We start from the raw sequence: 24,210 nt of genomic DNA on the forward strand, positions 1-24,210 counted from the left end.
TGGCGCTGTGGAGCCCTGTCGGCCCGGGACCTAGTGGGGACTACAGGAAGCCACCCGCCAGTTCCTCGGCGTACGCCACGCTGCTGCGCCGCACCCGGCCGAGCGGCGAGCGTATATGCCTCAGCAGCGGAGACAGCCTGGCGCGCAACGCCCTCGCCTCGCCGTGAGGCATCTAAACCCCAACGACCCGTCCCGCGCTCTGCTCTGGGAAGCGGACCTCACCAGTGCGAACCTGTCCGGGGCGAACCTGACGGAGGCGGTCCTGGCCGATGCCGACCTGACGGGGCGTCCTTGGTGACCGCCCGCCTGTGCGGTGCAATGTTCAGCACCTTGGACACGTCTCTCCGGGCGAGGATCGTTTCCGGCACCGTCACGGAGAGCGCGAACCTCACCGACGCCGATCTGACGAGAGTTGATCTCAGGGGGGCTGACCTGCGCAAGGCCAACCTGGCCGGGGCGATACTGAACGGGCCCGACCTGACCGACACGGACCTGCGGGGCGCACGGCTCACGGGCGTGACACTCAACGGAGCCAAAGGGAAAGAGGCTCGCGGTCTGCCGACCCAGGGGTGTCCGGTCGATCTGTAGGGACCCCGCCCGCGTCGGTCTTGAACTTCCCCACACGTCTTCGGATGGGGCCGAGCGTCCGGGTTCCGGATGGGCCCGGCCGCCGAGGTTGCCGGGGCGGCGCTTGTGCGGGGTCCTCGGCGACCGCTACGTCGACGTCTACTCCTCCAGCGTGGGCCACGACGCCTGCCGACCCGCGGGCACCAAGTGGATCGAGGGCATCTGCGGCGACCCCGAGGATTACTGGCCCACCAGTCTCCCCGGCACGGTGCTGAACTGCGGTCTCATCGGCAAGCGCATCACCGTGGTGCACTCCAAGGCCGAAGGACACGCCAACACCGCCGCCCACGTGGAGCGAGCGATCCGCATCGCCCTCCTCGAACGCTGACCAGCCGGGGGAGACGGGCAGCCCCGCGGCACGCGGGCTCGTGAAGCACGACCTCCCGTTCCTCCCCGCGGCAGCCGCGCGTTCGTCAAGGCCCGCGCCTCTGCATGCTGGGCGGCACGGGCTCGGCCGCCGTCCTGGACGTCTCCATGGACATCCCTCCACGCCGCCGCGCACCGGCATCTCGCCCCAGCCCGGAGCGCCCGGCGACACGTTCAATGTCGAGCTTCCCCGCGGTATTGTCCGGTCCCCTGCCGTCGTGCAAGGGGGTCGGAGGCGCTCCAAGCGGACCGGGTCGAGCAGGGCGCGGTCACCCGGCCGCCGTCAGCGCCGACCTCCCCGCCTGCGTCGTATCCAGATCCCGGCGGCGGCTCCGGCGAGTGAGGCGACCGCGAGTCCGACCGTGGTCAGCCAGGGACCCCAGGTCTGCTCGTCCTCATCTTCGGCCGCGGAGCGAGACGTCGACGGGGACCGGGAAGCCTCCGGAGCCGGCGAAGTCTCCTGCATCCCTGTAGGAGTGCGGGTCGGCGTGGCCGCGGTCCCGCCCGGAACCGACGAGGCACCGGGCGAGGAGGGGGCCGCCGCAACCGCCAACTGCCGCTCGGCGTGCCCCAGTGCGGGTTGTCCGGCTGCGACCGTGACGTTCCAGATGCCGGTCGGCAGGGCTTCGGCGGTGGTCCAGTCGGTCGGGCGGGCGCCGCGGACGAGTTTCCAAGGGCCCGCCGTACGGCGGCCGTCCGCGCTGACAGCGCTGACCAGTGCGGCGACCTTTTCGTCGACGGCGTCGCCGTCGTTCTCCCAGGTCACCTTGGTCAGGACGTGGCCGTCCCGGTGACCAGTGATGACCACTTCCAGGTTGTCGCCGTGTGCGGCGGCGGGCTGCGGCAGGGCGAGGCCGAGGACGAGCGCTGCGGCGAGGACGAGTGCGGGTCGGGTGGCGGTGTGCATGGCGGTGCTCCGGTCCGGTGGTGGAGGGAAGGCGTGGGCTTGCGCGGCGTGGGCCGGCGCGGCTGGGGGCCCGCGGGGCGCGGGGGCTCGCGAGGCGCGGGGGCCCGCGAGGGCGGGCCGCCGATCGGCGGCCCGCCCGAGAGGCGACGCGGATGCGACCTGCGGGCCGGCTCAGCCGGCCCGGCGGGCCGTCCAGATCTGAGCCGGCCGTCCGTCCACGCGCTGGAGGTCGAGCAGCCAGGTCCCGTAGTACGGGCGGTTGCTGACGGTCAGTGCGTAGGACCCGCTCCGGTCGGTGAGCGTGACCGCGCCGTTCACGACCGTCATCCGCCACTGCTGGGCAGAGGAGCCGGCGGCACAGGGCTGCTGGGCCACCCACATGCCGGGGGCAGGCGTGCCGCCGGGCTGCAGGCACTTGGCCGAGGCCGCCGACCGGACGCGTACGAGACCGCTGCCCGCGTCGTCGAAGTACCACTGCTGCTGCTCGTACCCGTTGCTCTGAGCACCGACCAGGACCGTGCCGTCGGCGCTCCGGCCGCCCCACAGCTGGGCGCTCAGCCCGGTGCTGCCGTTGGAGAGCAGATAGCGGGTGTCGGGGGTGGTGGTGCCGCCCGCCCCGGCGGTACGGAAGCTCGTCACCCGGCCCGGTCCGCTGTCACGGCCCTGGCCGTCGCGGACGGAGACGGAGGCGGTGTGCGAGGTGCCCGGCCGCAGGTTGTAGATCCGCAGCGCGGTGCCCTGGACCCAGGTCAGGTGCCTGCCGTCGAGGAGTACCTGGTACCAGGACGCTCCGCTGACCCGCGGCCAGCTCACCACGACGGAGTCCGCCTGGATCTGGCCGACCGTCACGTCCGGTCCGGCGCCCGGCCGGGGCCCGGTCGGCGTGGGCGTGGGCGTGGGCGTGGGGGACGGGGTGGGGGTGGATGTCGGGCTGGGTGTGGGGTTCGGTGTCGGGTCCGGTCCGGTACCGCCTCCCTTGGTCCGCATGAGGAACTGGTTGTCGGCGATGTTCCAGTGCGTGGCGAGATAGCTGCCGGGCCGCGGGCTGGTGTGGAAGTAGTCGTCGTGGTTGCAGTCGAGGATGTTCTCGGAGGCCCGGTTGGTGCAGACGTTACGCATCTGCGGGTAGTACGGGCTGTCCGAGTAGCACATCACGTCCCACTCGTCCGTACAGTGCGCACCCCGGCTGGTGTTGGGCGCGCTGTTGTTGACCGCGCCCAGGTTGTGGCCGAGTTCGTGGGCCGCGGTGTGCCCGCCCCAACAGCCGCTGTCAGTACGCCCGTACGAGGGGCCAAAGTTGCTCAGGTTGGACTGACCCGGCCGCTCGTCCCCGGCGAAGGTGCCGATGCCGCAGTACACCTGCGCTTCGGCGAAGATCATGTACTTGCGATCGCGTCGGTCGAGGCCCTTGGCGGCGAGCGCGCGGTTGGTGGCGCTGAACTCGGCCAGTGCGGAGTCGGGGAGTTCGATGTCGAGGACGGTGGGCGTGCAGTCCGCGGCCGCCACGTACCGGATGTGGCGGACGCCGCCGGTCTCCTCGGCGCTGGCCGAGTAGATGAGGTCGGCGTCGGCGGCCCACTTGCGGAAGGAGGCGAGGTACTCGGAGTACCGGTCGCGTCCCGGGCCGTGGACGTACAGGACCTGGACCCGGTTGCCGGTGCTGCCGTCGCTGTCGCACTGGACGGTCTGCCCGGCGGGCCCCGCGGCGGTAGTGGTGGTCCCGGTGCCGGCCGGAGCGGTGGCGGTGGAGGGGCTCGGCGACGCGGCGGCGGCCGTGGTACGCGGGGCCTGCGCGTCGACGGCGGGCGTGTCCTGCGAGGGTCCCTGGCTCTTACGGGGCGCGGGCTGCGGCGCGGTCGGCTCGGCGGGATCGGCCGCGGGTGTCACGGACTTGACCGCGGGTGGAGTGTCCTTCTTGATGTCGACGCCCTTGGGCGGCGCGTCGGGGCCGTGGGTGCACAAACCGTTGGCGGTGGCGTAGACGCCCGCGCAGCGGTCTCCCTCAGGGGCCACCTTGAGCCCGTCGTACACCATGCCCCTGGCCGGCTCGTTGGTCGGCTTCTTCTGGATCGGCTCGGGCTCCACGCTCCTGGCCGGCGCAGCGGCGGGGACGGCGGTGTCGGCGATGTCGGTGACGGGGGTCTCGATGCGGGCGAGCGGAGTCTTGCCCGAGTCCGCGCGTCCCGCCCCGTAGGCGATCCCCCCGGCTATGACCGCCGCGATGGCCATCGCGGCGGTTACGCCTATGAAGGGTCTGCGAGGCCGTGCCCCGCGTGCCTGACTCTCCTTCGGCTTCCTATGTCTAGGCATGCACACCTCAACTCTTTGGTCAGAAGACTGGGTGCGCGGAAGCCTGTCAGAACCTCCCGGTGAAGAATTCGGACAAAGGGGAGAGTGCTCAAAGAATCCATTCCGTTACCTACGCTACCGTTTCTGATGAACACTCAACTCGCTCTGGATTAAGGGCAGTTGGTTGCATCTCAAAGACTTGGTCCAGGCCTTTCCGGTGATCCTGTTATGTAATTGAAATAAACTCGGATGGTTATTGACGTGAATTCAGTGAAGGATTCATCTAATTTCTCACCTCGCGAATCCCTTCGATCACCACCCGTGAGCAACCGGCAGCTCGCCCAGCCCGCATACCGCCGGTGCGGCCGTCCATCCCTGCAAGGGAGAGATGGGGATGCTCGGTCGTCCCGGACGTCACCGGGCTGATCGCCGGGCACGCGGGCTATCCGCTGGTGGACCCCGCCATGGGGCGGCCGGTCGCCAGACAGACCGGGCTGCCCGGCAGCCGGTGGATCCGGTCCGGACCCGCATGCCCGGCCTCCTCGGCCAGCGTCCAGCCGTTCTTCCGCTCCAGCGGGGCGATCAGCCCGCGCATATGAGCCAGCGCCGACTCACGCGGCTCCGACCTGGCAATCGGTGTACGAACCGCTCGTGCAGAGCACTCGGTTCGCCCACCCATAACCGGACGTCAGACAGTTCCCCACCCATGACCAGACCGACGAACCACCTCTCCAACCGTCATGACAAAGACCGTTGCAGTACGAGAGCGGCTGCGCACGGTCCTGTCTGGTCCTCGGCACAGAACGGATCCCGAGTGAGCTGGTCACCAACGCCATCCAGACATGGCGCCAGCCCGATCGGCGTGCGTTTGGTGTGTGCGCGGACGCTGATCTGCCAGGTCGCCGACACCAGCGGTACCTCGCCGCGAGTGCGCCTGGCCGTGGACACTGATGAGGGTGGGCGGGGTCTCATCCTGGTCGGGCAGATCGCCCACCGCTGGGGGAGGGGGATGCGGTACTCCGAGACCGGGAAGATCATCTGGACCGAACCGCAGTTGCCCTGACTGCAAGGCGCCGTGTGCTCGCGGCTCGCCGTGATGAAGCCCGAAGCCCGAAGCCAGATCTGTGACGTCGGGCTGTACGCGCCAGGACCCTGGCCTCGCCAGGGGCGCTGGCCTGGTCGTTCTTCCGCCTGCCAGATGTCATGAACCCAAGCAGCTGCGCCAGATCACGGAATTCGTGCCAGAACCGAAACTCAGCTCCGGGGCTATCAGCCTGTCTCCGCGGTGTTCACCGTAGCCAGGCGCCGGTTGTACTGGATCACGTCATACCTCTGGTCACCGGTGACCACAACCTCCGGGCGCGTGGGTGTGGCAGGGAAGAAGTCGTCGGCGTCCACCGATGTGCGAGCGGCCACGTACGCCTGACCCTGAGGGAACGCGTACATGTCGAACCGCGTCTGGTCCGATGCAGGCACTCCCTGGGGGTACTCGTCGGCTCGAGGGTAGGCCGCTGCGTAAATGGAGACCGACTTCGCCCCGATCGCGGGACGGACGATCCGCGCGTTCGGGACGGGGCGAGTGTTCATGCCCGCCGGGTTGTGGATCCATCCCTTCTGCCCACCGAACCAGATGGCCGTCCAGTCCCCTCGCATGTCGGCGACCACGAATTCCTGCCCCCACATCACGGTGGATCCCCAGTCGTCGATGCGGTCGCTTCCCGCCGACCCGTCCGGGCGAAGGGCGAGGTCGGAGACGAGCGGAGCGTCGGCGCGGGGCTCCGTGCGCACGTAGAGGAAGTTCGAAGGCTGTGTCTGGGACCGGCACGTCGGGGCGCACACCGTCACCGTCTGCGCGTTCTTGCTGTACGCCGGGGCGATCGTGACCGCCTGTCCGATTCCGATGTTCCCGCCCGTCTCTCCTCCCTCGGCCTCGCGCTCCTGGCGGTGATCGGCGGCGAGGAGAGCCATGAACTTCTCCCAGTCCCAGTAGGGGCCGGGGTCCCAGTGTGCGTCCGGCGCGCGGGCCGGCCTCGGCGGAAGGACGTTGTCGTGCCCGATGACGTGCTTGCGGTCCAGCGGGACATCGAAGCGCCGTGCCAGGTAGACCACCAGCGCGGCAGTCGCCTTGTACTGGGCCGGAGTGAACCAGGTGGGCCCCTGGGCAGCGTATCCCTCCAGTTCGATACCGACGCCGTGCAGGTTGATCCAGTAGTTTCCGGCGTGGAAAGCAATGTCCTTGGTGGCAACCATCTGCGTTGCCGAACTGCCGTCGGCCTTCATCACGTAATGTGCGGAAACCCCGCTGACGGGATCCTGGAACCAGCTGATTCCCCCGTCGTAGGACCCTTCGAGGTCGTGAATGACGATGAAGTTGACGTCCATGCCGTTCGAGTTCCGCGTGGACACCTGGTAGTTCGAGGCAGCAGCGGGAACGAACCGGCAATTCAGCTCGCTGGGGCACTCCGGCACTGCCGCCGCGGCCGACGTCCGCAGCCCCAGGGACGCGAGCTGTGACCTCGTCGGACGGACGGACGGCGTCTTCGGCAAGGACACCCTCTGGCCGTCCTTACGCACCCTCTGCTTGCCGGTGCGGATCACTGCGAACACGCCGTCGGCGAACCGCCCGGCCGCGGCGGTGTCGGCGGCCTGGCTGTAGTGCGCCACAGCCCCGTACCAGCTACCTGGGTCGGGCGGCATCTCACGGGTGATCTGCCGTTGGTACGAGGCGAGCAGTGCAGCGCCGCCTCGAAGGTTCTGCAGTTCGTCCCGCTTGAGAGTCGGGGGCGCCACGCCGATCATCGCGGCGGCAGCCTGCAACGTGTGCTCGGACGGGTCGTCGGTGCCCGTTGCGTCCACCGGCCCTTCGCCTGGGCGATGGTCGTACGTTCTCCCGGACGTCGTGTCCGTCAGGTGCATCGGACCGTAGCCACCCTTGGTGCTCGGGTGGCCGTCATTGGCCTCCCACCACGAGGACTCGTAGCTGACTCCGAGAAGTACTTCCTTCGGCACACCGAATTCTGCTGCCGCTTGCTCGGCCGCCCGCTCGAAGCCGCCGGGTGCCGCGTCGGAGGGCCGGGCATTCCCAGCAGTGGCACATCCCCAGATGAGGGCTACCGCCACTCCCGCAGCGCCGAAACCCCGGTGCCGCCTGTGTCTTCTGGTCACACCATGTCCATTTCGCTGTGGCGGTCGTGGTTCGGTCCAGGGCCGATGCTGCGGCCGTCACAATCCTTTGGACGGGGGCCTTTCGGTCCCACCGACACGCCCAACACATACAGCCCCGTCACCGCACCGGAGCAGCGATCCCACGCGTGGGGGCCAGGGTGCCGTCTGCGATCAACACGGTGTCCTTCGCGAACCGCTTGCGGGGTCGCAGCGCGCACATCGGCCCGAGATGGTGAGTGATCCGGTCCGCCGCCGGCTTGGAAATCCCAAGCAACGAAGTCAGTTGGCGCATGGCGAGGCTCGTACTCCGGCGGGCGCGATGAGCAGGGCCCGGTCCTCATGCGACAGGCTCCACGGCCCACCCCCGCACACCGCGTCCACAACCTCGCGTCGCAGAACCGTCACCGGAATGCCGACCTGCCACAGGAGCAGCCCGGTGAACGGGGGCCATCCAGGAACGCTCCGACGCTCGTGATCATGCCGCCCACGTCAGGATCACCGTATCGGGCCAGCGTGTCCCCCGCAGTAAGCCCCCGCCTCAGAGGAACTCGTGGACCACCTGGATCTCGCCGACATCGGGGTCGTCGAAGCCGTCCAGATCCTCGGCAGGAACCCGGCGCTCGAGGATCGCCGTTCGCCCTCTCTGCAGGTTAGGGGCGAGGCTGAATCCTGCGCCGCGGGGTGGAACACGGGATGAGCCCCCTCGCCTTCGCTCCCTATGACCGCGAGCGCCTGGAGCTCGCCACCGCGATCACGGTCGCCCGTGTCCTGGTCCACCGCGTCCCGCTGCGGGCAGTGCTCGCCGGCGCCGGCGAGACTCTGGATCACTCCTGATGTCCTCAGGTGGTGCTGTCCTTGACGCCTCCTCGCAGGCCCCACTCATCCAAGCCGGAATAGATCAACGCGGTGCGGCCCTGCGGAAAGGAGAGGGTCTCGGCCTCACCTGTATAGACCACCACCAGCGAGTCGGCTCCTCGCCACCAGGTGTCGGCCAGTCCCATCACTTCGCGCACCGGCTCGAACCCGTCCAGCACGATGCCATCGACATCGTCGCCGGTGACCTTGACGATCTGCTTCGCCCACATGGACGCGTGGTGGGTCAGCGCGAGCGACTCCACCCAGCCTTCGACGGTGGCATGGAGAGGCACCCACTGACCTGAGTGAATGCCGAACTCGCCAGACGGCCCGATCGTGAACCTGTACGGGACCGCGCTCCTCTGCATCCCAGCCTCGAACCACCAACCTTCAGATTCAGAGCCTTCAGGGGAGTCTGCTTCGAGGTACCTCGGGCCGCCGTCGTACCGAGATGCGGGTGGTAGGACCAGACCGCCCCAGCGCTCCTCATAAGCCGCCATTCGGTCGATGACCGCCGCCGGGATGTCTCGCTCAAGCCACCACTGTCTGTGGTCCTCGACGTGCCTGACGTCGACTTTGACTCCGTGCACTTGGACGAACGATCGAGCTCGTCGAGTCAGGCCGTCGGGCACATCGTTGAAGAGGTTGAGATTCACCAGAAGGACGCTACCGAGTAGCCCAGGGACAGCAGGCGCCGGCCCCCTGTGCCTCCTGTGGCACCGTGTCCCGGTCGAGCTGGAGGCATGGGCCTCATTGCCCTATTCCGCACGCCCGAATATCGGAACCTACCAACACTCGCTGATCGGGTGGGCAAGCGCGGCTGCATTGACCACTGCACCGCCACCCGCGTCAACGACAAGGGCGAGATCACCACCGAGCTCTTCGGGCCCGGCACAGCCCTGAAAGAGCTCGACTCCGCGTTCCACCGCGCGATCGGCATCGGCGGTGCCGCGCTGACGGCCTGGTTCGCCACCCGCGGCGGTGTCCGCCGATGACCGCCCAAGGGGCAAGGGCCCAACCTCAGGCACTGTTCGGTTGGATCATTTTCCGGCCCGTGGTGCTTCCGCCGTCCACGGAGACCGACGCACCCGTCATGTAGGGGAAGTCGTCGGACGCGAGCCCGAGCACCGCGCGCGCGATCTCCTCGGCATCGGCCATCCGTTCGAGACCGTCGACGTTGAGCGGCCCCCATGCCTGCTTGTACCTGGCCCAATCCGCGTCCGGGATTCCCGGCGGGCGGACGAAGGGGGTGTCGGTGGTGCCGGGCAGCAGGGCGTTGAGCCTGATTCCCTTGGGGCCGTACGCGAGCGCTGCGGACTTCACTATTCCCTGCACCGCCCGCTTGCTTGCGGTGTATGCGGCGCTGTTCGGCCGCGCCTGTTCGGCCGCTGACGACGAGGTGCAGATGATGACGCCGCGCTGCGCCCTGAGCATGTGCGGGATCTCGTACTTGATCGCGAGGAACACGCCTCGGGCGTTGGTGGCCTGGACGTCATCCCACTCCTCGACGCTCATCTCATGGGGCAGTTTGCCGCCGCCGATGCCGGCGTTGTTGAAGGCCACGTCGATGCCGCCGTAACGGCTCGCGACCCGGTCCACGAAGGTCTGTAGCTGGGCGGCTATCCGGACATCGGCCTGGATGTACGTGGCTTCGCCGCCCGCGTCCCGAATCTCCCGTTCCACCTGGCGTCCCAAGTCGGCTCGCCTGCCACAGAATCCGACATGGGCGCCCTCCTCGGCGAACGCCTTCGCCGTCGCCCTGCCGATACCCGATGTGGCTCCCGTGATGAGCACCGACTTTCCCGCAAAGCGGCCTGCCGCTTTGCGGGACCTGGGCTGGGCGCCGACCGCATGGGCGGTGGTGCCGAAGGCCGCGGTCGCCAGGCCCAGGGCAGCTGCACCACCGAGGAGGGCCCGCCGCCCCGTGGCCTCGGATTTCGCGTTCGTGTCGGTACTCATATCCGTGTTCGCGTTCGTATCCATGACGAGCACATTGGCAGCCCGTTCCGGGCGCACGGCTCCCTCCTCGGGCCGGACATCGCGGCCGGTAGGAGGAGTTGCCCTCCTCCCATGGCAGGACCCCAGGAGCACGGGCGCTCGCCTATCGTGGGCCGCGTGAACCGATCTTGGATCGAGCTTGCCTTCGACAGGAGATTCGCCGTCACACGGGTCTTTGCGCTCGCCGGCGTGCTGATCGGCGATTTCCTGCTGCTGCAGCGGCCGTCCGGAGCGCAGGACTGGGGCCTTGCCGCAGCCGCGCTCGTGCTGTGCCTGGTCGCGGGTAAGTGGGCGTTCGGCGCGCTCCTGGCGCAGTCGGGCCTGCTCGTTGTCGCACACGCGCTGGGTGCGAGCACCGTTTCTTCGTTGAAGGTGCTGGCCGCCGTGACTCTCTTCGAGTTGGCGGTTCGGCAGTCCGGGCGCCGCCTGGCCGCCGGAACGACGGCACTGGCGCTCGCCGTCGCTGTGAACCGACTTGATGGCCTGCCCGGCGAACTCCTCCCGGTGCTCTACAAGATGGGCATCGTCGCAGGCCTGCCACTGCTCCTGGGCGCGTACGTACGGGTGACCCGCGACGCCGCAGTGCACGCCCGTCAGTTCGCAGAGCAGCAGGGACTGCGCGCCGAACAACAGCTGCTGGCCGCCCGCGCAGCGGAGCGCACCACCATCGCGCGCGAGTTGCACGACCTCGTGGCCCACCACGTCTCCTCCATGGTGCTGCGCGTTGGTGTCGCCCGGCATGTCATCGCCGCCACCAGCACCACCGACCCGCGGATCACCGAAGTCCTCGACGACCTGCACTCCAGTGCCGGCGCGGCACTGGCCGATCTGCGGCGCCTGGTGGCTGTACTGCGCGCCCCGGACCGTACCGGTGCCGACACGAGTTCCCTGGTCTCGCCCGGGGCACTGTCGACGGCATTGGAGTCGGTGGTGCAACACAGCCGCCAGAGCGGCCTGGCCGTAACCGCTTCCGTGGACCCGCGTGTCGCACGGCTCGACGCGGTACGTGGCCTCGCGGTCCTCCGCCTGGCCCAGGAGGGCTTGGCCAACGCGGCCAAGCACGGCGGGCCCGGCGCACATGCCGAGCTGGCCGTGCGGGTGGCCGATAGCGCCGTACACGTGACGATCCACGACGACGGGGCCGGAAGAACCCGGCCACCGGCCTCGGGTTCATCCGGACACGGCTTGATTGGCATGCGCGAACGCGTGGACCTGCTCGGCGGCCGGCTGGATGCGGGCCCCGCGGCTCGGGGCTGGCGACTCACGGCCGAACTGCCCGCCTTCACGCCTGAGATGGAGCCCAAGCCGTGATCCGCATCCTCGTTGTCGACGACCAGCAGCTCGTCCGCATGGGGCTGCGCATGCTCTTCGAGCAGGCTCAGGACATCGAGATCCAGGCCGAGGCGGACAACGGGGCGGAGGCGGTACGACTGGCTGAACGCCTCACTCCCGACGTCGTCCTCATGGACCTGAGGATGCCCGGCATGGACGGCATCACGGCCACCCGCCGCATCCTGGCGGCGCGCCCTGCCACCCGGGTCGTCGCCCTCACGACGTTCGACGATGACGACCATCTGTATCCGGTGCTCGCGGCTGGAGCCTGCGGGTTCCTCGTCAAGGACACCCCACCGACCGAACTCCTGGATGCCGTACGCCGATCCGCCAACGGAGAGGCCTCCTTCAGCCGGGACATCCTTGACCGTCTCGTCGCCCGGGCTCTCCACGCCCGTTCCTCCTCCGACACCCGTACGGACCTCCCGGGACCGGCTATCACCCCGCGCGAGCGGGAGGTACTCGGCCTGCTCGGCGTGGGCCTGTCCAACAAGGAGATCGCCGACCGGCTGCATCTCGGGGTCACCACGGTGAAGACGCACGTGGCGAGCCTGATGGCGAAGACGGGCCGAGATAACCGCATCCGTCTCGCCGTTCTCGCTGTCCTCACTGGCATCACTCCGGACTGACCGTGGCTGCGGGTGGATGCGGTCTGGGCTGACGCGGAGCGGTTGCTGTGCTGTTCCGAGGAAGCGGAGGCCATCGCCCGTACCGGAATGGCGCTGCTGCCCCGGCCGCTGCCCGCCGTGCTGTCCGCCGAGGCCACTGAGCTGCTCTACGGGTACGGGCTGGTGCACGTCCTGCGCGGCATGGTCGATCAGCCGAAGGCCTTGACCGCCTGGTAGTAGGTCCACGCCGTGCTGTTGCACGTCGTCTTCGTGGCACCGCTGTAGTTGAGGCACACGCGCTTGAGGTCCTCGTACAGGGCGCTGTCCAGACGGGACTTGTTGGCGCTGAAGGTGCCGGCGGCCTTGTAGTTGCGGTAGCCGAAGTCGTGTCGGGCGCACGACATCGCGAAGGGGAAGCCAAGGGGGTTGTCCGGCGAGGTGGAGCAGTAGTCGGTCGACCAGTCGAAGGCGTAGGCGGACCATGCACCCTGATTGGCCCGGGCGGCGGCCCAGAGGTTGTAGCTCGACGCGCTGGTCTGCGTCCAACTGGAGAGCACCTGGGGTTTGTCGGCAGGGGCAGCCGTGGCGACAGTGGCGGTGACGACGGTGGTGAAGAGGGCAAGGGCCGAGGCGGACAGGCCGACGGAAAGTCTTTGGTGCATCCCACACCTCCATGAGACTGCGGCCCGCCTTACGTGCCGCAGGTACATGACAAGATGATTGACGGGGCAACAGCGTTTGTATAGACCTTGGCGTGTTGGCCTTCGCAGGGAGTTGTCGGCGGGAGCGGCCGCGGGAACCGCGAGCGGTACCTTCCGATGTCATGGGGCGGCTCTACCCTGCCGGGCGAGTCACCGCCTGGATTCCGGCAGTACCTTCAGCCGCTGTTCGCGGACGTCGTCCTTCACCACGCATCGACATGAGGTTGGGAAAGGCTCCGTGCCCGGCCGCCTGCGCGTGGACCGCATCGTCGACGAGGCACGCCACAGCGCCGACCCCGTCCAGCTGATGGGGCTCCTCGGCCTCTCACCTCTCCGCCACCCGCGCTACGTCCTGTCGGCACACCCGGAAAAGAGAAATGGCCCCTCGCCCCGCGTGCACCACGGGCACTGATCACCACGCACTGGTTTCGCGTAGGGCCCCAGCAACCCGCCAGGCGCTGGGGCTCCGCGCCGCCACGCGGGTTCCCTGCCCAGCCGCGTCTGGCGCGGAATTCGCGGCGGTCGATAGTGTCGGCCTATGTCCAGTCCTGGAGACGTGCCGCCGGAGATCCTGAACAAGTTGCGGTCGATCTGCCGGCAGCTGCCCGAGTCGTACGAGGAACCAGCCTGGGTCGGCGTGCGCTGGCGGATCCGTACGCGGACGTTCGCCCATGTCTACACGCCGGACGTGGATCGCTCCCCGGTCTACGCCTCGTATGTAACCGCAGATCAGGAACCGGTCGTGATGACTTTTCGGGTACCCGCCGACGACCTGCTCGGCCTGACCGCCACCGGGTTCCCGTTCCTCCGCGCCGGCTGGGGCCATAACGTCGTCGCCGCCCTTCTCGGTGACCACACCGACTGGACCGAGCTGGCCGAACTGATCACCGACAGCTACCGCGAGATGGCTCCGAAGTTCCTCGCCGCCCGGCTCCCCCTCCTGCCACCGCTCAGCTGACCGGCGGCGGGCCTCGACGTGGAAGTCCAGCGATCTCGCCCGCGTGCTGAGGGCAGCACCGCCCGTCCCCGCTAGGCCGTCCCCTCGCACAGCGTGACGGTGTCGTGGATCAGACGCCTGGGCGTTCTCCCGGGCGCTGAGCGGGCGGTGGGGCCCGCTCACGCGGTCAAAAGGCGGCTTGGTCCTCCGCGGGCTCTTCGAAGTGGAGCGCGCCGTGCTCGTCGAGGTGCGGGTGGAGGGCGCCGGGGGCGTGGGTGTTGATGTCGGAGAGGCGGGGGCCTTCCGGTCCGTCGGGGCCCCCGCGCAGCAGCCGGGGGGCGCGGGCTATCCGGGAAATGGTGTCGTGGACCTCGACCTGGTTGAGCCGGCGGTCGGCTCGGAGCCGGACTGCGGCTTCGGCGAACGCCGCCACCTCCGCGAGCGCGGGGCTGGTGTTCTCGGCGACGACGGTGTGCGCGTCGACATCTGTCTCCGCGTCGTAGGGGATCAGGCCGCGATTGCGCGGTTCCCACCAGGCAAGGGCGAAGGCCAGGGTCCGGCGGGCGTCGTGGGCGGTGGCCTGCAGACCACCGCCCGGTGTCCAGGGCTCGTTGCCGGACCGCTCGACGATCAGGAACGCTGCCGTCATGAGCACGACGTCGGGGTGGGTCTCCAGTGCCTGCGCGGAGTCGTGCAGTACGGGGTACGGGAACCTGGTCCCGGTGTAGGTCAGGGAGCGCAAGGACAGCCGTTCCGAGGTCTGGAACGGGGAGAGGGGTGCGTCCGGGTCCAGGACGAGGCCGTCGTCGACCCGCGGACTGCGGGCGCCGGGGCTCCAGTCGGGGGAGAGGGGTTCGGGTTTCGCCGGATCGTCCACCGTCCCGGGCTGGAGACAACGAGGTCGGCTTCGTCCTCAGGCGGACTTCCGGTGACGCGCCGTCGCTTGCTTCGGCGCCGCCTTCTTCGCAGGGGTCCTCGACAAGCCGACTTCATGACGATGGAGAAGTCCGGGCGCAGCCTCTTCCTTGAGTTTGCCGAGGTGTCGGGCTCGCAGAGCGGGCGGAGAGGCGAAGGGACATGGGGGCGGGCCGGCCTTCTGGCGGTCGTGCGACAGGAAGGGCAGGGACTCGACGTCGACTCGTTCTCGGTGGCCAGGCCGCCTTACGGCAGGACGTCCCGTGCCCCTGCCGTCTGGGCAGAGGTACGGGACGTCCTCGATGACATCGCAGATGTCATGCCGCTCGCTGATCAAGGGCTGCAGATCCGCGCGTCGGGCGGAGCTGACGGCGGAGTCCTACGTCGGCTCCGTCGCGTTGTACGCGCGCTGCGGGGGACCAGACAGCGCACCCCGCTCGCTGACCTGATGGTGGCGGCCTAGCGTGGAGGAGCCCGGGTCTGGCCTTTGTCAGGGCCACGGCCTCCTGCTCGGCCGTCCGGTTCGGATCCCGCGTCGATGGCAGGGCTCTGGGGTCGTAGTAGGCCACACAGCCGCATACACATCACCGGTGTCCGCGCCGCTGGTGGGACGGAGACAGATGGCGCAGTCGTCGTGGAGTGAGTACAGGCCGGGGCAGCGGTTTCCGGGGGAGATCGGTCGGACGACCGATGAGTCGAGTCCGGCGTGGCCGCAGCCGGTGCGGGCGGTGGCGGGTGCGCCGAACGTGCTGTTCATCGTGCTCGACGACACCGGGTTCGGGCAGCTGGGCTGCTACGGCAGTCCGATCGAGACGCCGAATCTGGACGCGCTTGCCGCAGGCGGGTTGCTCTACAGCAACATGCACACCACTGCGCTGTGCTCGCCGTCGCGCTCGTGCATCATCACGGGCCGCAACCACCACGCCAACGGCATGGCGGCGATCACGGAGCTGGCCACCGGCTACCCGGGCTACAACGGGCAGATTCCGTTCGAGAACGGGTTCCTGTCGGAGACGCTGCTGCAGCACGGCTACAACACGTACATGGTCGGCAAGTGGCACCTGATGCCCTCGGAGCAGGAGTCGGCTGCGGGCCCGTACGACCGGTGGCCGCTGGGACGGGGCTTCGAGCGGTTCTACGGGTTCCTGGGCGGCGACACGAGCCAGTGGTATCCGGACCTGGTGTACGACAACCACCAGGTCGAGCCGCCGGCCACGCCGGAGGAGGGGTATCACCTGACGGAGGACCTCGTGGCGCGGGCGATGTCGTTCATCGCCGATGCCAAGCAGGTGGCCCCGGACAAGCCGTTCTTCCTGAACCTGTGCCTCGGTGCGACGCACGCCCCGCACCATGTGCCGCAGGAGTGGGCCGACCGCTACCGGGGACGGTTCGACGACGGCTGGGACGCCTACCGCGAGCAGACCTTCGCCCGGCAGAAGCAGCTCGGCGTGGTGCCTTCGGACGCGCAGCTGTCCCCGCGCGATCCGGACGTGCCCGCGTGGGAGTCGCTGTCCGCGGAGGCGAGGCGACTTGCCGCACGGTTGATGGAGGTCTACGCGGGGTTCCTCTCCCACAGCGACCACCATCTCGGGCGGCTGCTGGCCTTCCTGAAGGAGACCGGCGAGTTCGACAACACGCTGATCATGGTGGTGTCCGACAACGGGGCGAGCGCCGAGGGCGGGGTGACCGGCACCACCAACGAGATGCAGTTCTTCAACAACGCGCCCGAGACGCTGGAGGAAAGCCTGGCGCGGATCGACGAGCTCGGTGGTCCCACCACGTTCAACCACTACCCGTGGGGATGGACATGGGCGGGCAACACGCCGTTCCGGCGGTGGAAGCGGGAGACCTATCGCGGCGGCGTCAGCGACCCGTTCCTCGTCCACTGGCCCGACGGCATCCGGGCCCGCGGTGAGGTCCGCGACCAGTTCGCGCACATCATCGACATGGTCCCCACCGTCCTGGACGTGCTCGGCATCGAGGCGCCCGCGACCATTCGGGGCGTCACCCAGTCGCCCCTGCACGGCGTCAGCTTCGCACACACCTTCGACGACGCCGACGCAGCGAGCCGCCACCGCACCCAGTACTACGAGATGCTCGGACATCGGGCGATCGACCACGACGGGTGGCGCGCCGTCTGTCCCTGGCCCGGCCCGTCATTCGAGGAGGCCGAGCGACCCTTCGGCACGCCGATCACGATGGCGGACCTCGACGACCTCGACGCCCACCACTGGGAGCTCTACCACGTCGACGAGGACATCGCCGAGACCAAGAACCTCGCCCAGGAGCACCGCAGCAAACTCATCGAGATGATCGCACTGTGGTACGTGGAGGCCGGCAAGTACAACGTCATGCCGATCGACGGCAGCGTCCTGCAGCGCATCATGACCGAGCGCCCGCAGATCACCGAGAACCGCACCAGCTACACCTTCCGCTCCGGCACCCAGACCGTGCCCGCCGCAGTCGCCCCCCGGCTCCTCAACCGCCCGCACAGCGTCACCGCCGACGTCGAGATCCCGCCCGGCGGCGCGCAGGGCGTCCTGCTCTGCCAGGGCACCAACGCCGGCGGCTGGTCCCTCTACGTCAAGGACGACCACCTGCACTACGCCCACAACTTCGTCCAGCGGGCCCTGTACCACGTGGTCTCCGGCGAGAGCCTGCCCGAGGGGCGGCACGCGCTGCGTTTCGAGTTCGAGCCCACCGGCGCCCCGGACATCACCCACGGCAAGGGCGCACCAGGGCGCGCCCAGCTCTACATCGACGGCCGCCTCGTCGGACAGAGCGACATGCCGGTCACCACCCCGATCGCCATCAACCCGGGCGGCATGGCCTGCGGCGCCAACCCCGGGTCTGCCGTCACCTCCGACTACCAGGCGCCATTCCACTTCACCGGCACCCTCCACAGCGTCACCGTCGACCTGTCCGGCGACCTCATCGTCGACGCCGAGAGCGAGATGCGCATGCACATGGCCCGCCAGTAAGCCGACCGCCCCGCTGGCGACCGGTCGCCGAGCGGGGGGTGATGGCCCAGCGCCACCCGGTATGGGGGTGGGCGTCCAGGCGCGCGGTGGTCATACCGTGCTGATGCCGGGCGCCCCGCCGATGCCGCTGGCGCCGGGGTCGAGTTGCTTGTCGTAGTTGGTGGCCGCGGCCCGGTCCTGCTCGCAGATATGACGTCCGTGGCAAGCAAGATCAAGATAGGGTCCACCCAGATATGTCTCGGCCGGGACCACCGGCCTTGTCTAGGGGGATCTCCATGAGAAACGGCATCATCCGTATGGTTCGCAGAGCCGTTGGGATAGCGGCGGCGGGCGCTTCCATGGGCCTGTGCCTGGCGTCCTCGCCCGCATCCGCAGCGGCCAGCGTGGCGCCCATGCAGTACGTCAACCAATACAGTGGCAAGTGTCTTGAGGTCGCGGACTGGCGGACGGACAACGGTGCCCCGGTCCGACAGTGGGACTGCTCAGGCCAGCCGAATCAAGCCTGGTACGACTTGGGCCGCGACCCGAACCCCTATTACGTGGATCTCGAGAACCAGCACAGTGGCAAGTGTCTCGAGGTGGCGGACTGGCGGACGGACAACGGTGCCCCGGTCCGACAGTGGGACTGCACAGGCCAGCCGAATCAGCGGTGGATGGTCCGCGTTTCGACCCGAGGGGTCGTCGTCGTCAACAAGCACAGTGGCAAGTGTCTTGAGGTGGCGGACTGGCGGACGGACAACGGTGCCCCGGTCCGACAGTGGGACTGCACAGGTCAGCCGAATCAGCAGTGGTAGTGCGGACTCTCTTCGGCCTGCTCCGGCTTGTGGAGAAGGCCGAAGCGCGCGAGGCGGGTGCGGCCGGCGGATGAAAGGGAGGGCCCGGCTACCCGGGGCTCTTCTGTTTGCCCGGTTCGGCGTGTTGCGGGTATCTGCTGCCGGACAGCCCGGACACCTGTACTTTGAGCTGTCCGGACCGTTCTTGCAGGTGAGAGGCGTAAACGGACACTCGGACTTGCGGGACACCCTGTCGTGGTCACCGCGTGCATTGCCGAGTGTGCAACGACTGGTCCTGTTCGACCTGGATGCACGGGCGTCGAGAGCTATGCACTGTACGACCGCCGCGCGTCGGCCTGCTTGGGGCACCAGCGGTAGTAGCTGTCGTCGAGATTGAGGCTGTGCGTTGCCCGGCCGTGTTGGGGCCGCCATCCATGCCCAGGGGCCGCTCGGCTTTGGCAGCCCGGCCCCTGGGACCCTGACCGCATAACCTCATAACCTCACGTGCTCGCAACCCGGCACCCCAAGAGCAAGCCGCCGGCCGCGAACAGGAGGCCGCTGCCGCGCGGTCCGGACAACCCCTGGGCCGTGACGGACGCCTGTGCCTTGGCGTGGCCAACGGCGCGACATCACGCGCAGCCGCAGCCGCAGCCGTGTGTCGGGGCGCAGGGGCGTGGACGCCCGCGGCCTTTCGCTTTGGGCGAGTCGCGCCGGCGGCGGCCGTAACGCCGGCGCCCGATGTCTTGGGAGTGGCTTCTCAGCGCACGCGAAGAGATCTTGGGCCCCGCCCATCTCATCGTTCTCGGCCGCAGCTATGTCGGCACGTGGACCAGAAGCGCCACAGACGCTACTGGCGCGTCGAGTCCGCCGCGGGACGCGAAGAGCCGCTCTGGATAGCCCCCGGGGCCGCTATCCGGGCCAGTGCCGAGTGGGTGTCGGTCCTGTGCATCGGTGTGTTCTGGCGCTCGCCGACGTCGCCCGGGAGCAGCTGGCTCGGGTTTCCCCAGGGCCCGCTGCCGCGCTGAGGGAGTGCGGGACGGCGTGGGCTACGGGGTATTGATGTCGGTGACTTGCCATACGGAGCCGGCACGGGTGAGGCCTAGCCACGTGTAGCCCTCGGGGCAGTCGATGGAGACGCGCACGGAGTCGGCCGTGTCCTGCTGCTCCTCCTCGTAGTTGGCCGGCGAGCCGAGACATCCGGGCTGGGTGAAGACGTACCTGTCATCCGCCGCGAGCTCAGCGAGCGCCTCGGCGCACGGGACGCCGGGGACTACTGCACGGAAGCGGTCATCGGCCAGCCCGCAGGCCACCTGCGCCTCGCCTCGCGCGAGAGCTTGGGCGAACCGCTGAGCGGTATCGCGGGCGGTGGCCGGCGGCTTCATCTCGGGCGGCGGGCCACCTGGAGAGTCTGAAGAGTCGGCGCACCCCGTGAGAGCCGCTGCTAGTAACAGCGCGACGGTGGCGGTCATGCGAGAGGCGGCGTGCTTAGTGATCACCTCCGCAGCGTAGGCGGGTCGCGGCGGGTGGACCAGAACCGTTGGCAAGGCCCGATGCTGCTCCCGCGGGAGAGGTCCGGGCTCAGGGAGGGCACGCGCCACGACGGGCCACCCAAGATCATTTGAAGGCACTGCCCAGGCCACGCTGCCTGAATGTCCCAGACACTTGTGATTTGCCATGTGGTGGTCAGGTGCATAAGAGGCTGTCTTGGCCGCTGCGAGGCGTCATTCACCGGTGGTGGTTGGTGAGCCTTGGCTAGTCTTGATCGACCGAAGTGGCCTTCCAGGGGAGCTAGTTGTCGTGCAGCCTTTGCAGGAACAGGACCCGGACCGGGTGGCCGACTACCGGCTTCTTGGCCGGCTCGGGGAAGGTGGCATGGGGGTGGTCTATCTGGCCCGGTCGCCGCGGGGCCGGATGGTGGCGGTGAAGACCATCCGTGCCGAGCTGGCGGCGGCCCCGGACTTCCGCCGCCGGTTCGCCAAGGAGACTGCCGTGGCCCAGCAGGTCGGCGGGGACTGGACGGCCGCCGTGCTGGCGGCCGACCCGGAGGCGGCACTGCCGTGGGTCGCCACGGCGTACGTCGCCGGTCCGACCCTGCAACAGGTAGTGGCGGAGCAGAACGGGCCGCTGCCGGAGCATTCGGTGCGCGGCCTGGCCTCAGGACTGTGCCGGGCTCTGGGTGACATACATGCCGCCGGTCTCGTCCACCGTGATCTGAAGCCGTCGAACGTCATGGTGACCATCGACGGGCCGAAGGTCATCGACTTCGGCATCGCCCGTGCCCTGAATTCCACCACTGGTGGTCTGACCAGCACCGGAGTGGTGATCGGGTCGCCCGGCTTCATGTCACCGGAGCAGATCCGCGGCGAGCGGCTGACCGAGGCGAGCGACATCTTCTCGCTGGGCACGGTGCTGGCCTTCGCCGCCTCCGGGCGGCTCCCGTTCGATGTGGCGGAGGGCCAGGCGCACGCCCTGATGTACCGGGTGGTGCACGAGGCACCGGACCTCACCGGGGTGCCCGATTCGCTGCGCGAGCTGACCGAGGCCTGCCTCGCCAAGGATCCCGCGGATCGGCCGACTCTGGCCGAGCTGCGGGAACGGCAGGAGACGCAGTACCGCTCGCTGGGGCCCTGGCTGCCGCTGGAGGTGCTGACCCGGCTCGGGCAGGAAGCCGTCCAACTCCTCGACCAGGAGGACCCGCACACCCGGATGGGTCCGGTCGCGGACGCCGTGCTCGACGGGGGCCCTGCCGCCGAGGCGACGACCGAGGGCCCGACCCGGCCGCTGTACCCGCCCACTGTCGCCGACCAGGCGGAGCGGACAGTCCTGCCCCACCAGGCCGGCCCTGCGGATGAGCCGCCGTCCCGGCTGGTCGACGAACGCCGCCGCGCGCGCGGCAGGACGGAACCGGCCGACGGGTACCGGGCCGCCGTCTACTGGCTGCTCGGACTCTCGGCCCTGGTGTCCGCGCTCACGGCGGTCCACCAGTTCGTCGTCGCCGTCACCGTCCCGGGGCGTGAGTACGACTACGATGATCTTTACCCGGCCTGGGAAGATTCCTGGGAGAACATCGCTGACGTGACGCAATGGGAAAGCATTCCCTTCCACATCCTGTTCGCCGCCCAGCTCCTCTTCGGCGCAGGGCTGGTGGTGAGCTGGCTCCTCTGGTTCGCCCGGGTGCGTGCCGTCGCCGAGCAGTTCGCGCCCGGTCGGCTGCGCTACCGCCCGTACATGGCGGTGGTGGGATGGTTCATCCCCGTCGCTAATCTCTTCCTTCCCAAGCAGATCGCCAACGACGTCTGGCATGCCTCCAGCCCACCCGGCCAGGGCGACGGCACAGCCCCGGCGCCCCGTCTGCTGCAAGGCTGGTGGGCGGCCTGTCTGGTCACCCTCGTACTCGGGCCGCTCGTGCTGAGTCCATGGACCGCCCTCGTCGGCCGGGTGCCCTTCGACGCTGGAATCCCGGAAGGACAGACGTACTCCGAGACGGATTACAGGTACGAGTTCAACCCGGAGACCTGGCTCACCCTGGTCCTGCACGTGCTGGTCGTTCCGGCGGCGGTCGTCGCCGCTCGCTACGTCCGCCGACTCACCGCCATGCAGGCGGCCAAGGCCCGGAACTGACGCTGCCGGGGCCGGGCTACAGCCCGGGCCGTTGTACTTGCCGCGGTGCGGCTTCGTGGTCGCGGACACCGGGTCGGGTCGACCGGCCCGGTGGGGTGGACGGTGCACGCGGTGGTGGAGGCCGGGCCCCGCGCGGTGGGGGACGGGTGGCACACGCTCGTCATCTCGGTCTTGGTGAGGGCGACTTCCTCGAGATCACCGTGCCGTTCCACAACATCGGCGACGAGACCGACCTCGACACAGGCGACGCGTTGGTAGCGGTGATGCTCCGTTCGCGTGCGTACCAGGACCGCCTCGCGGACGAGCACCTTCAGGCGCTCCAGGCCGGAGCGTTCGCGCTGCCGGATGTACGCGAGATGTACGGCCAGTTCACCAGCCCCGGTCGACCGGCCGCCGGGGGCGCGGTCCTCGCCGTCCGGCTGGAGGGTTCGGGGCGGGATTCATTGCGGGTGGCTGCCGTGGTGGACGCCGCGCTGCGGCTTCTGCGCGCGCCCCGGGCCCGGCACACTTGACCCGGACGGCTTCACACCGATCGGGTTGCGTGCCTCGAAGAGTTGGGGCTTCGATGGAGTGACCTGTGGAGTATCAGAGCCTGACCATCGCCACCGAGTACTTTGCGGAACATGGCCCGTAATTGCCGAGGCAGAAGGACATGGTCGGCGGAGTGTATGTGAGGGCTTGGCTTGATCGGCAGATCGCGCAGTATCGCAGTGGCGACCCCACACCCGAGCAGGTTGCACCCTTGAGGGACATCGACCTGCACCAGCTGGTGGAAGGCCACGATGCCCGTGAACTGAGAGGCAATCACCTCTCCACTGGAGGCCATCAGTAGGAGGTGCGCTCTCGGGAGCTCCGCTCCGGGTGCGAGGGCCCCCGCACCCGGAACCGCTAGCGGAACGTTCCTGGGCGGCTGCCTCGATCGGCTCCTGTGTGAGAGTCGGGGCTCACCCGGGCTGACCGGGGAAGGGTGCAGAGCCCCCTCCAGCGCCCAAGCGCTCGAACTGCTGTTGCACGTTGACGGAGAATGCGTGCGGGTCGGAGACCGTTGAGGCGTTCATGGCGACAGTCAGGATGCCGCTGATCGGAGCCCCGGGGGATGTTCTGACAGGAGTGCAGAGGAAGTCGAACTCCTGGTATCCGCCGTGGTCGGCGGTCGGCAGGGAAGCTCGGTGCGTGAACGGCTGTCCGCTGTGAAAGGCGGTATCCATGGCGTCGAAGACGCCGGCACTCCGCAGACCGGGCAGTTCCGACGGACCGGGCAGGTACTGGCGGCCCATGCCGAAGACGACCGCCTGGCGGCCGTTGGCGTAGCGCATCAAGTGGCGGGGGCCTTCGGTGAGCATGATGGGGAAGGGAGCCCCGTCGAAGACGGCGAACAGCTCCTGTTGCTGCGCGAGGAGGCTGTCCCGGAGCCTGAACTCCGACACGAGTGTCTGGGCGAGGTCGTGCATCAGCTCCTTGGTCTGCGGGTCCCATTGGCGGGGCGACGTGTCGGCCACACACAAGGTGCCGAGGATCATGCCGGTGTTGTCGCGCAGGGGAGTGCCGAGGTAGGAACGCACGCCCATGTCGTTGACCAACGGGTTGCCGGCGAAGCGCGGATAGTCGAGCACGTCGTCGAGAGCCAGTTGGGCTCCCTGCGCGACGACGTGGGGACAGAACCCGTAGTCGCCAGGTGCTTCCCGGGCAGCAGAGTTGCTCAGGTCGAACGTGATGCCGGAGTCGGCGCTCGTCAGCTCATCGGGGGAGGCATCAGGGGCCCGGGGTACGTACATGCCCCGGAACATCTGTGTCTGATCGTTGATGAAGTTGACCATGGCCAGAGGTGCTCCGGTCACGGTCGCCGCCACCTTGGCCACTCGATCGAAGGTGGCTTCCGCGTCTGCCGAGTTGAGGCCGAGGGCCTGCAGGCGCTGCCGCCGGGCCTCGCCACTTGTCTGGGGATCCATGAGATCACATGAAATCAGATCCCAGGACCTGGTGGTCCGTCACCTACCCAGATTTTGGGCCTGGTTGGCGGTGTTGAGGCTGTGTGATGCTGCCGAGGCCGTCACGGTTGGTCGATTTGATGCCTTGCGTCACGAAAACCAGCAGTATATCTGAAAAAATCAGATGTTTCAACGAGCAGCGATCAA

The 24,210-nt window shown here is 68.7% G+C and carries 23 protein-coding genes and 2 pseudogenes; 14 read left to right on the forward strand and 11 right to left on the reverse strand.

The window, feature by feature from the left end; genetic code table 11:
- Positions 1-115: 115 nt before the first annotated feature.
- The 3 genes from OG462_RS41090 (at position 116) to OG462_RS41100 (ending at position 955) form a co-directional block, all read left to right on the forward strand.
- Positions 116-298, forward strand: a complete 183-nt coding sequence (locus OG462_RS41090) for a pentapeptide repeat-containing protein (RefSeq protein ID WP_406066028.1) — start codon at positions 116-118, stop codon at positions 296-298.
- A gap of 32 nt (positions 299-330) precedes the next feature.
- Positions 331-588: a pentapeptide repeat-containing protein gene (locus OG462_RS41095; protein ID WP_406066030.1), complete on the forward strand. Its 258-nt coding sequence runs from the start codon at positions 331-333 to the stop codon at positions 586-588.
- 103 nt (positions 589-691) lie between these two features.
- On the forward strand, positions 692-955 hold the full coding sequence (locus OG462_RS41100; protein WP_406066032.1) for a hypothetical protein: 264 nt from the start codon (positions 692-694) through the stop codon (positions 953-955).
- 321 nt (positions 956-1,276) lie between these two features.
- On the opposite strand, the gene OG462_RS41105 is transcribed toward OG462_RS41100, so the two are convergent.
- The 5 genes and pseudogenes from OG462_RS41105 to OG462_RS41125 all read right to left on the reverse strand — a co-directional run.
- Positions 1,277-1,900, reverse strand: coding sequence for a hypothetical protein (locus OG462_RS41105; RefSeq protein ID WP_406066034.1), 624 nt, complete (start codon positions 1,898-1,900; stop codon positions 1,277-1,279).
- 171 nt (positions 1,901-2,071) lie between these two features.
- The gene (locus OG462_RS41110) at positions 2,072-2,716 is read right to left on the reverse strand and encodes an RICIN domain-containing protein (RefSeq protein WP_406066900.1); all 645 of its coding nucleotides are present in this window, start codon (positions 2,714-2,716) and stop codon (positions 2,072-2,074) included.
- Positions 2,717-4,691: 1,975 nt separating this feature from the next.
- Positions 4,692-4,897, reverse strand: a pseudogene (locus OG462_RS41115) (IS701 family transposase); the annotation flags it as partial.
- A gap of 561 nt (positions 4,898-5,458) precedes the next feature.
- On the reverse strand, positions 5,459-7,309 hold the full coding sequence (locus OG462_RS41120; protein WP_406066036.1) for an N-acetylmuramoyl-L-alanine amidase: 1,851 nt from the start codon (positions 7,307-7,309) through the stop codon (positions 5,459-5,461).
- A 187-nt stretch (positions 7,310-7,496) separates the two neighbouring features.
- Positions 7,497-7,805, reverse strand: a pseudogene (locus OG462_RS41125) (IS5/IS1182 family transposase); the annotation flags it as partial.
- A gap of 242 nt (positions 7,806-8,047) precedes the next feature.
- Here OG462_RS41125 and OG462_RS41130 point away from each other — a divergent pair.
- Positions 8,048-8,188, forward strand: coding sequence for a hypothetical protein (locus tag OG462_RS41130; RefSeq protein ID WP_406066038.1), 141 nt, complete (start codon positions 8,048-8,050; stop codon positions 8,186-8,188).
- Positions 8,189-8,193: 5 nt separating this feature from the next.
- Here the strand turns inward: OG462_RS41130 and OG462_RS41135 are convergent, their stop codons facing one another.
- A complete protein-coding gene (locus tag OG462_RS41135) occupies positions 8,194-8,865 on the reverse strand; it encodes a hypothetical protein (RefSeq protein ID WP_406066040.1) in 672 nt (223 codons plus the stop codon).
- Positions 8,866-8,952: 87 nt separating this feature from the next.
- Here OG462_RS41135 and OG462_RS41140 point away from each other — a divergent pair, with 87 nt between their 5' ends.
- Positions 8,953-9,204 carry a hypothetical protein gene (locus OG462_RS41140; protein WP_406066041.1) on the forward strand — a complete coding sequence of 84 codons (252 nt, stop codon included), beginning with the start codon at positions 8,953-8,955 and terminating at the stop codon, positions 9,202-9,204.
- Between the two features lie 25 nt (positions 9,205-9,229).
- Here the strand turns inward: OG462_RS41140 and OG462_RS41145 are convergent, their stop codons facing one another.
- Entirely contained in the window at positions 9,230-10,225 is a 996-nt protein-coding gene (locus tag OG462_RS41145) for an SDR family NAD(P)-dependent oxidoreductase (protein WP_406066042.1), read from the reverse strand.
- Positions 10,226-10,324: 99 nt separating this feature from the next.
- Between OG462_RS41145 and OG462_RS41150 the strand changes: the two genes are divergently transcribed.
- Genes OG462_RS41150 through OG462_RS41160 form a run of 3 tightly spaced genes read left to right on the forward strand, consistent with a single transcriptional unit; the run spans position 10,325 to position 12,384 of the window.
- Complete coding sequence (locus OG462_RS41150) at positions 10,325-11,518, forward strand: sensor histidine kinase (RefSeq protein WP_406066044.1); 1,194 nt, start codon at positions 10,325-10,327, stop codon at positions 11,516-11,518.
- On the forward strand, positions 11,515-12,168 hold the full coding sequence (locus OG462_RS41155) for a response regulator (protein WP_406066046.1): 654 nt from the start codon (positions 11,515-11,517) through the stop codon (positions 12,166-12,168). The genes OG462_RS41150 and OG462_RS41155 overlap by 4 nt, the downstream gene beginning before the upstream one ends.
- A 12-nt stretch (positions 12,169-12,180) precedes the next feature.
- Positions 12,181-12,384 carry a hypothetical protein gene (locus tag OG462_RS41160; protein ID WP_406066048.1) on the forward strand — a complete coding sequence of 68 codons (204 nt, stop codon included), beginning with the start codon at positions 12,181-12,183 and terminating at the stop codon, positions 12,382-12,384.
- Here the strand turns inward: OG462_RS41160 and OG462_RS41165 are convergent.
- Entirely contained in the window at positions 12,357-12,809 is a 453-nt protein-coding gene (locus OG462_RS41165; RefSeq protein WP_406066050.1) for a phospholipase, read from the reverse strand. The two genes, OG462_RS41160 and OG462_RS41165, sit on opposite strands and share 28 nt — an antisense overlap.
- 277 nt (positions 12,810-13,086) lie before the next feature.
- On the opposite strand from OG462_RS41165, the gene OG462_RS41170 reads away from it, so the two are divergent.
- Positions 13,087-13,260, forward strand: a complete 174-nt coding sequence (locus OG462_RS41170; protein ID WP_406066052.1) for a hypothetical protein — start codon at positions 13,087-13,089, stop codon at positions 13,258-13,260.
- Between the two features lie 126 nt (positions 13,261-13,386).
- Complete coding sequence (locus tag OG462_RS41175; protein ID WP_406066054.1) at positions 13,387-13,806, forward strand: MmcQ/YjbR family DNA-binding protein; 420 nt, start codon at positions 13,387-13,389, stop codon at positions 13,804-13,806.
- 166 nt (positions 13,807-13,972) lie between these two features.
- Here OG462_RS41175 and OG462_RS41180 read toward each other — a convergent pair whose 3' ends face one another.
- Positions 13,973-14,662, reverse strand: a complete 690-nt coding sequence (locus OG462_RS41180; RefSeq protein ID WP_406066056.1) for a DUF5954 family protein — start codon at positions 14,660-14,662, stop codon at positions 13,973-13,975.
- A gap of 784 nt (positions 14,663-15,446) precedes the next feature.
- Here OG462_RS41180 and OG462_RS41185 point away from each other — a divergent pair.
- Both OG462_RS41185 and OG462_RS41190 read left to right on the forward strand, forming a co-directional pair.
- The gene (locus tag OG462_RS41185; RefSeq protein WP_406066058.1) at positions 15,447-17,681 is read left to right on the forward strand and encodes an arylsulfatase; all 2,235 of its coding nucleotides are present in this window, start codon (positions 15,447-15,449) and stop codon (positions 17,679-17,681) included.
- 392 nt (positions 17,682-18,073) lie between these two features.
- The gene (locus tag OG462_RS41190) at positions 18,074-18,475 is read left to right on the forward strand and encodes an RICIN domain-containing protein (protein WP_406066060.1); all 402 of its coding nucleotides are present in this window, start codon (positions 18,074-18,076) and stop codon (positions 18,473-18,475) included.
- A 1,025-nt stretch (positions 18,476-19,500) separates the two neighbouring features.
- Here OG462_RS41190 and OG462_RS41195 read toward each other — a convergent pair.
- A complete protein-coding gene (locus OG462_RS41195; RefSeq protein ID WP_406066062.1) occupies positions 19,501-19,950 on the reverse strand; it encodes a hypothetical protein in 450 nt (149 codons plus the stop codon).
- A gap of 301 nt (positions 19,951-20,251) precedes the next feature.
- Between OG462_RS41195 and OG462_RS41200 the strand changes: the two genes are divergently transcribed.
- A complete protein-coding gene (locus tag OG462_RS41200) occupies positions 20,252-22,075 on the forward strand; it encodes a protein kinase domain-containing protein (RefSeq protein WP_406066064.1) in 1,824 nt (607 codons plus the stop codon).
- A gap of 146 nt (positions 22,076-22,221) precedes the next feature.
- Positions 22,222-22,587: a hypothetical protein gene (locus tag OG462_RS41205; protein ID WP_406066066.1), complete on the forward strand. Its 366-nt coding sequence runs from the start codon at positions 22,222-22,224 to the stop codon at positions 22,585-22,587.
- 432 nt (positions 22,588-23,019) lie between these two features.
- Here the strand turns inward: OG462_RS41205 and OG462_RS41210 are convergent, their stop codons facing one another.
- Positions 23,020-24,024, reverse strand: a complete 1,005-nt coding sequence (locus tag OG462_RS41210) for a GAF domain-containing protein (RefSeq protein WP_406066068.1) — start codon at positions 24,022-24,024, stop codon at positions 23,020-23,022.
- Positions 24,025-24,210 lie beyond the last annotated feature (186 nt).

Source organism: Streptomyces sp. NBC_01077 (genome assembly GCF_045162855.1).
In the GTDB taxonomy this organism is placed as follows: domain Bacteria; phylum Actinomycetota; class Actinomycetes; order Streptomycetales; family Streptomycetaceae; genus Streptomyces.

Coding starts and splice junctions, on each gene's coding strand:
- OG462_RS41090 (WP_406066028.1), top strand. CDS start 116: ATGCCTCAGCAGCGGAGACAGCCTGGCGCGCAACGCCCTCGCCTCGCC.
- OG462_RS41105 (WP_406066034.1), bottom strand. CDS start 1,900: ATGCACACCGCCACCCGACCCGCACTCGTCCTCGCCGCAGCGCTCGTC.
- OG462_RS41130 (WP_406066038.1), top strand. CDS start 8,048: ATGAGCCCCCTCGCCTTCGCTCCCTATGACCGCGAGCGCCTGGAGCTC.
- OG462_RS41140 (WP_406066041.1), top strand. CDS start 8,953: ATGGGCCTCATTGCCCTATTCCGCACGCCCGAATATCGGAACCTACCA.
- OG462_RS41165 (WP_406066050.1), bottom strand. CDS start 12,809: ATGCACCAAAGACTTTCCGTCGGCCTGTCCGCCTCGGCCCTTGCCCTC.
- OG462_RS41175 (WP_406066054.1), top strand. CDS start 13,387: ATGTCCAGTCCTGGAGACGTGCCGCCGGAGATCCTGAACAAGTTGCGG.
- OG462_RS41190 (WP_406066060.1), top strand. CDS start 18,074: ATGCAGTACGTCAACCAATACAGTGGCAAGTGTCTTGAGGTCGCGGAC.
- OG462_RS41210 (WP_406066068.1), bottom strand. CDS start 24,024: ATGGATCCCCAGACAAGTGGCGAGGCCCGGCGGCAGCGCCTGCAGGCC.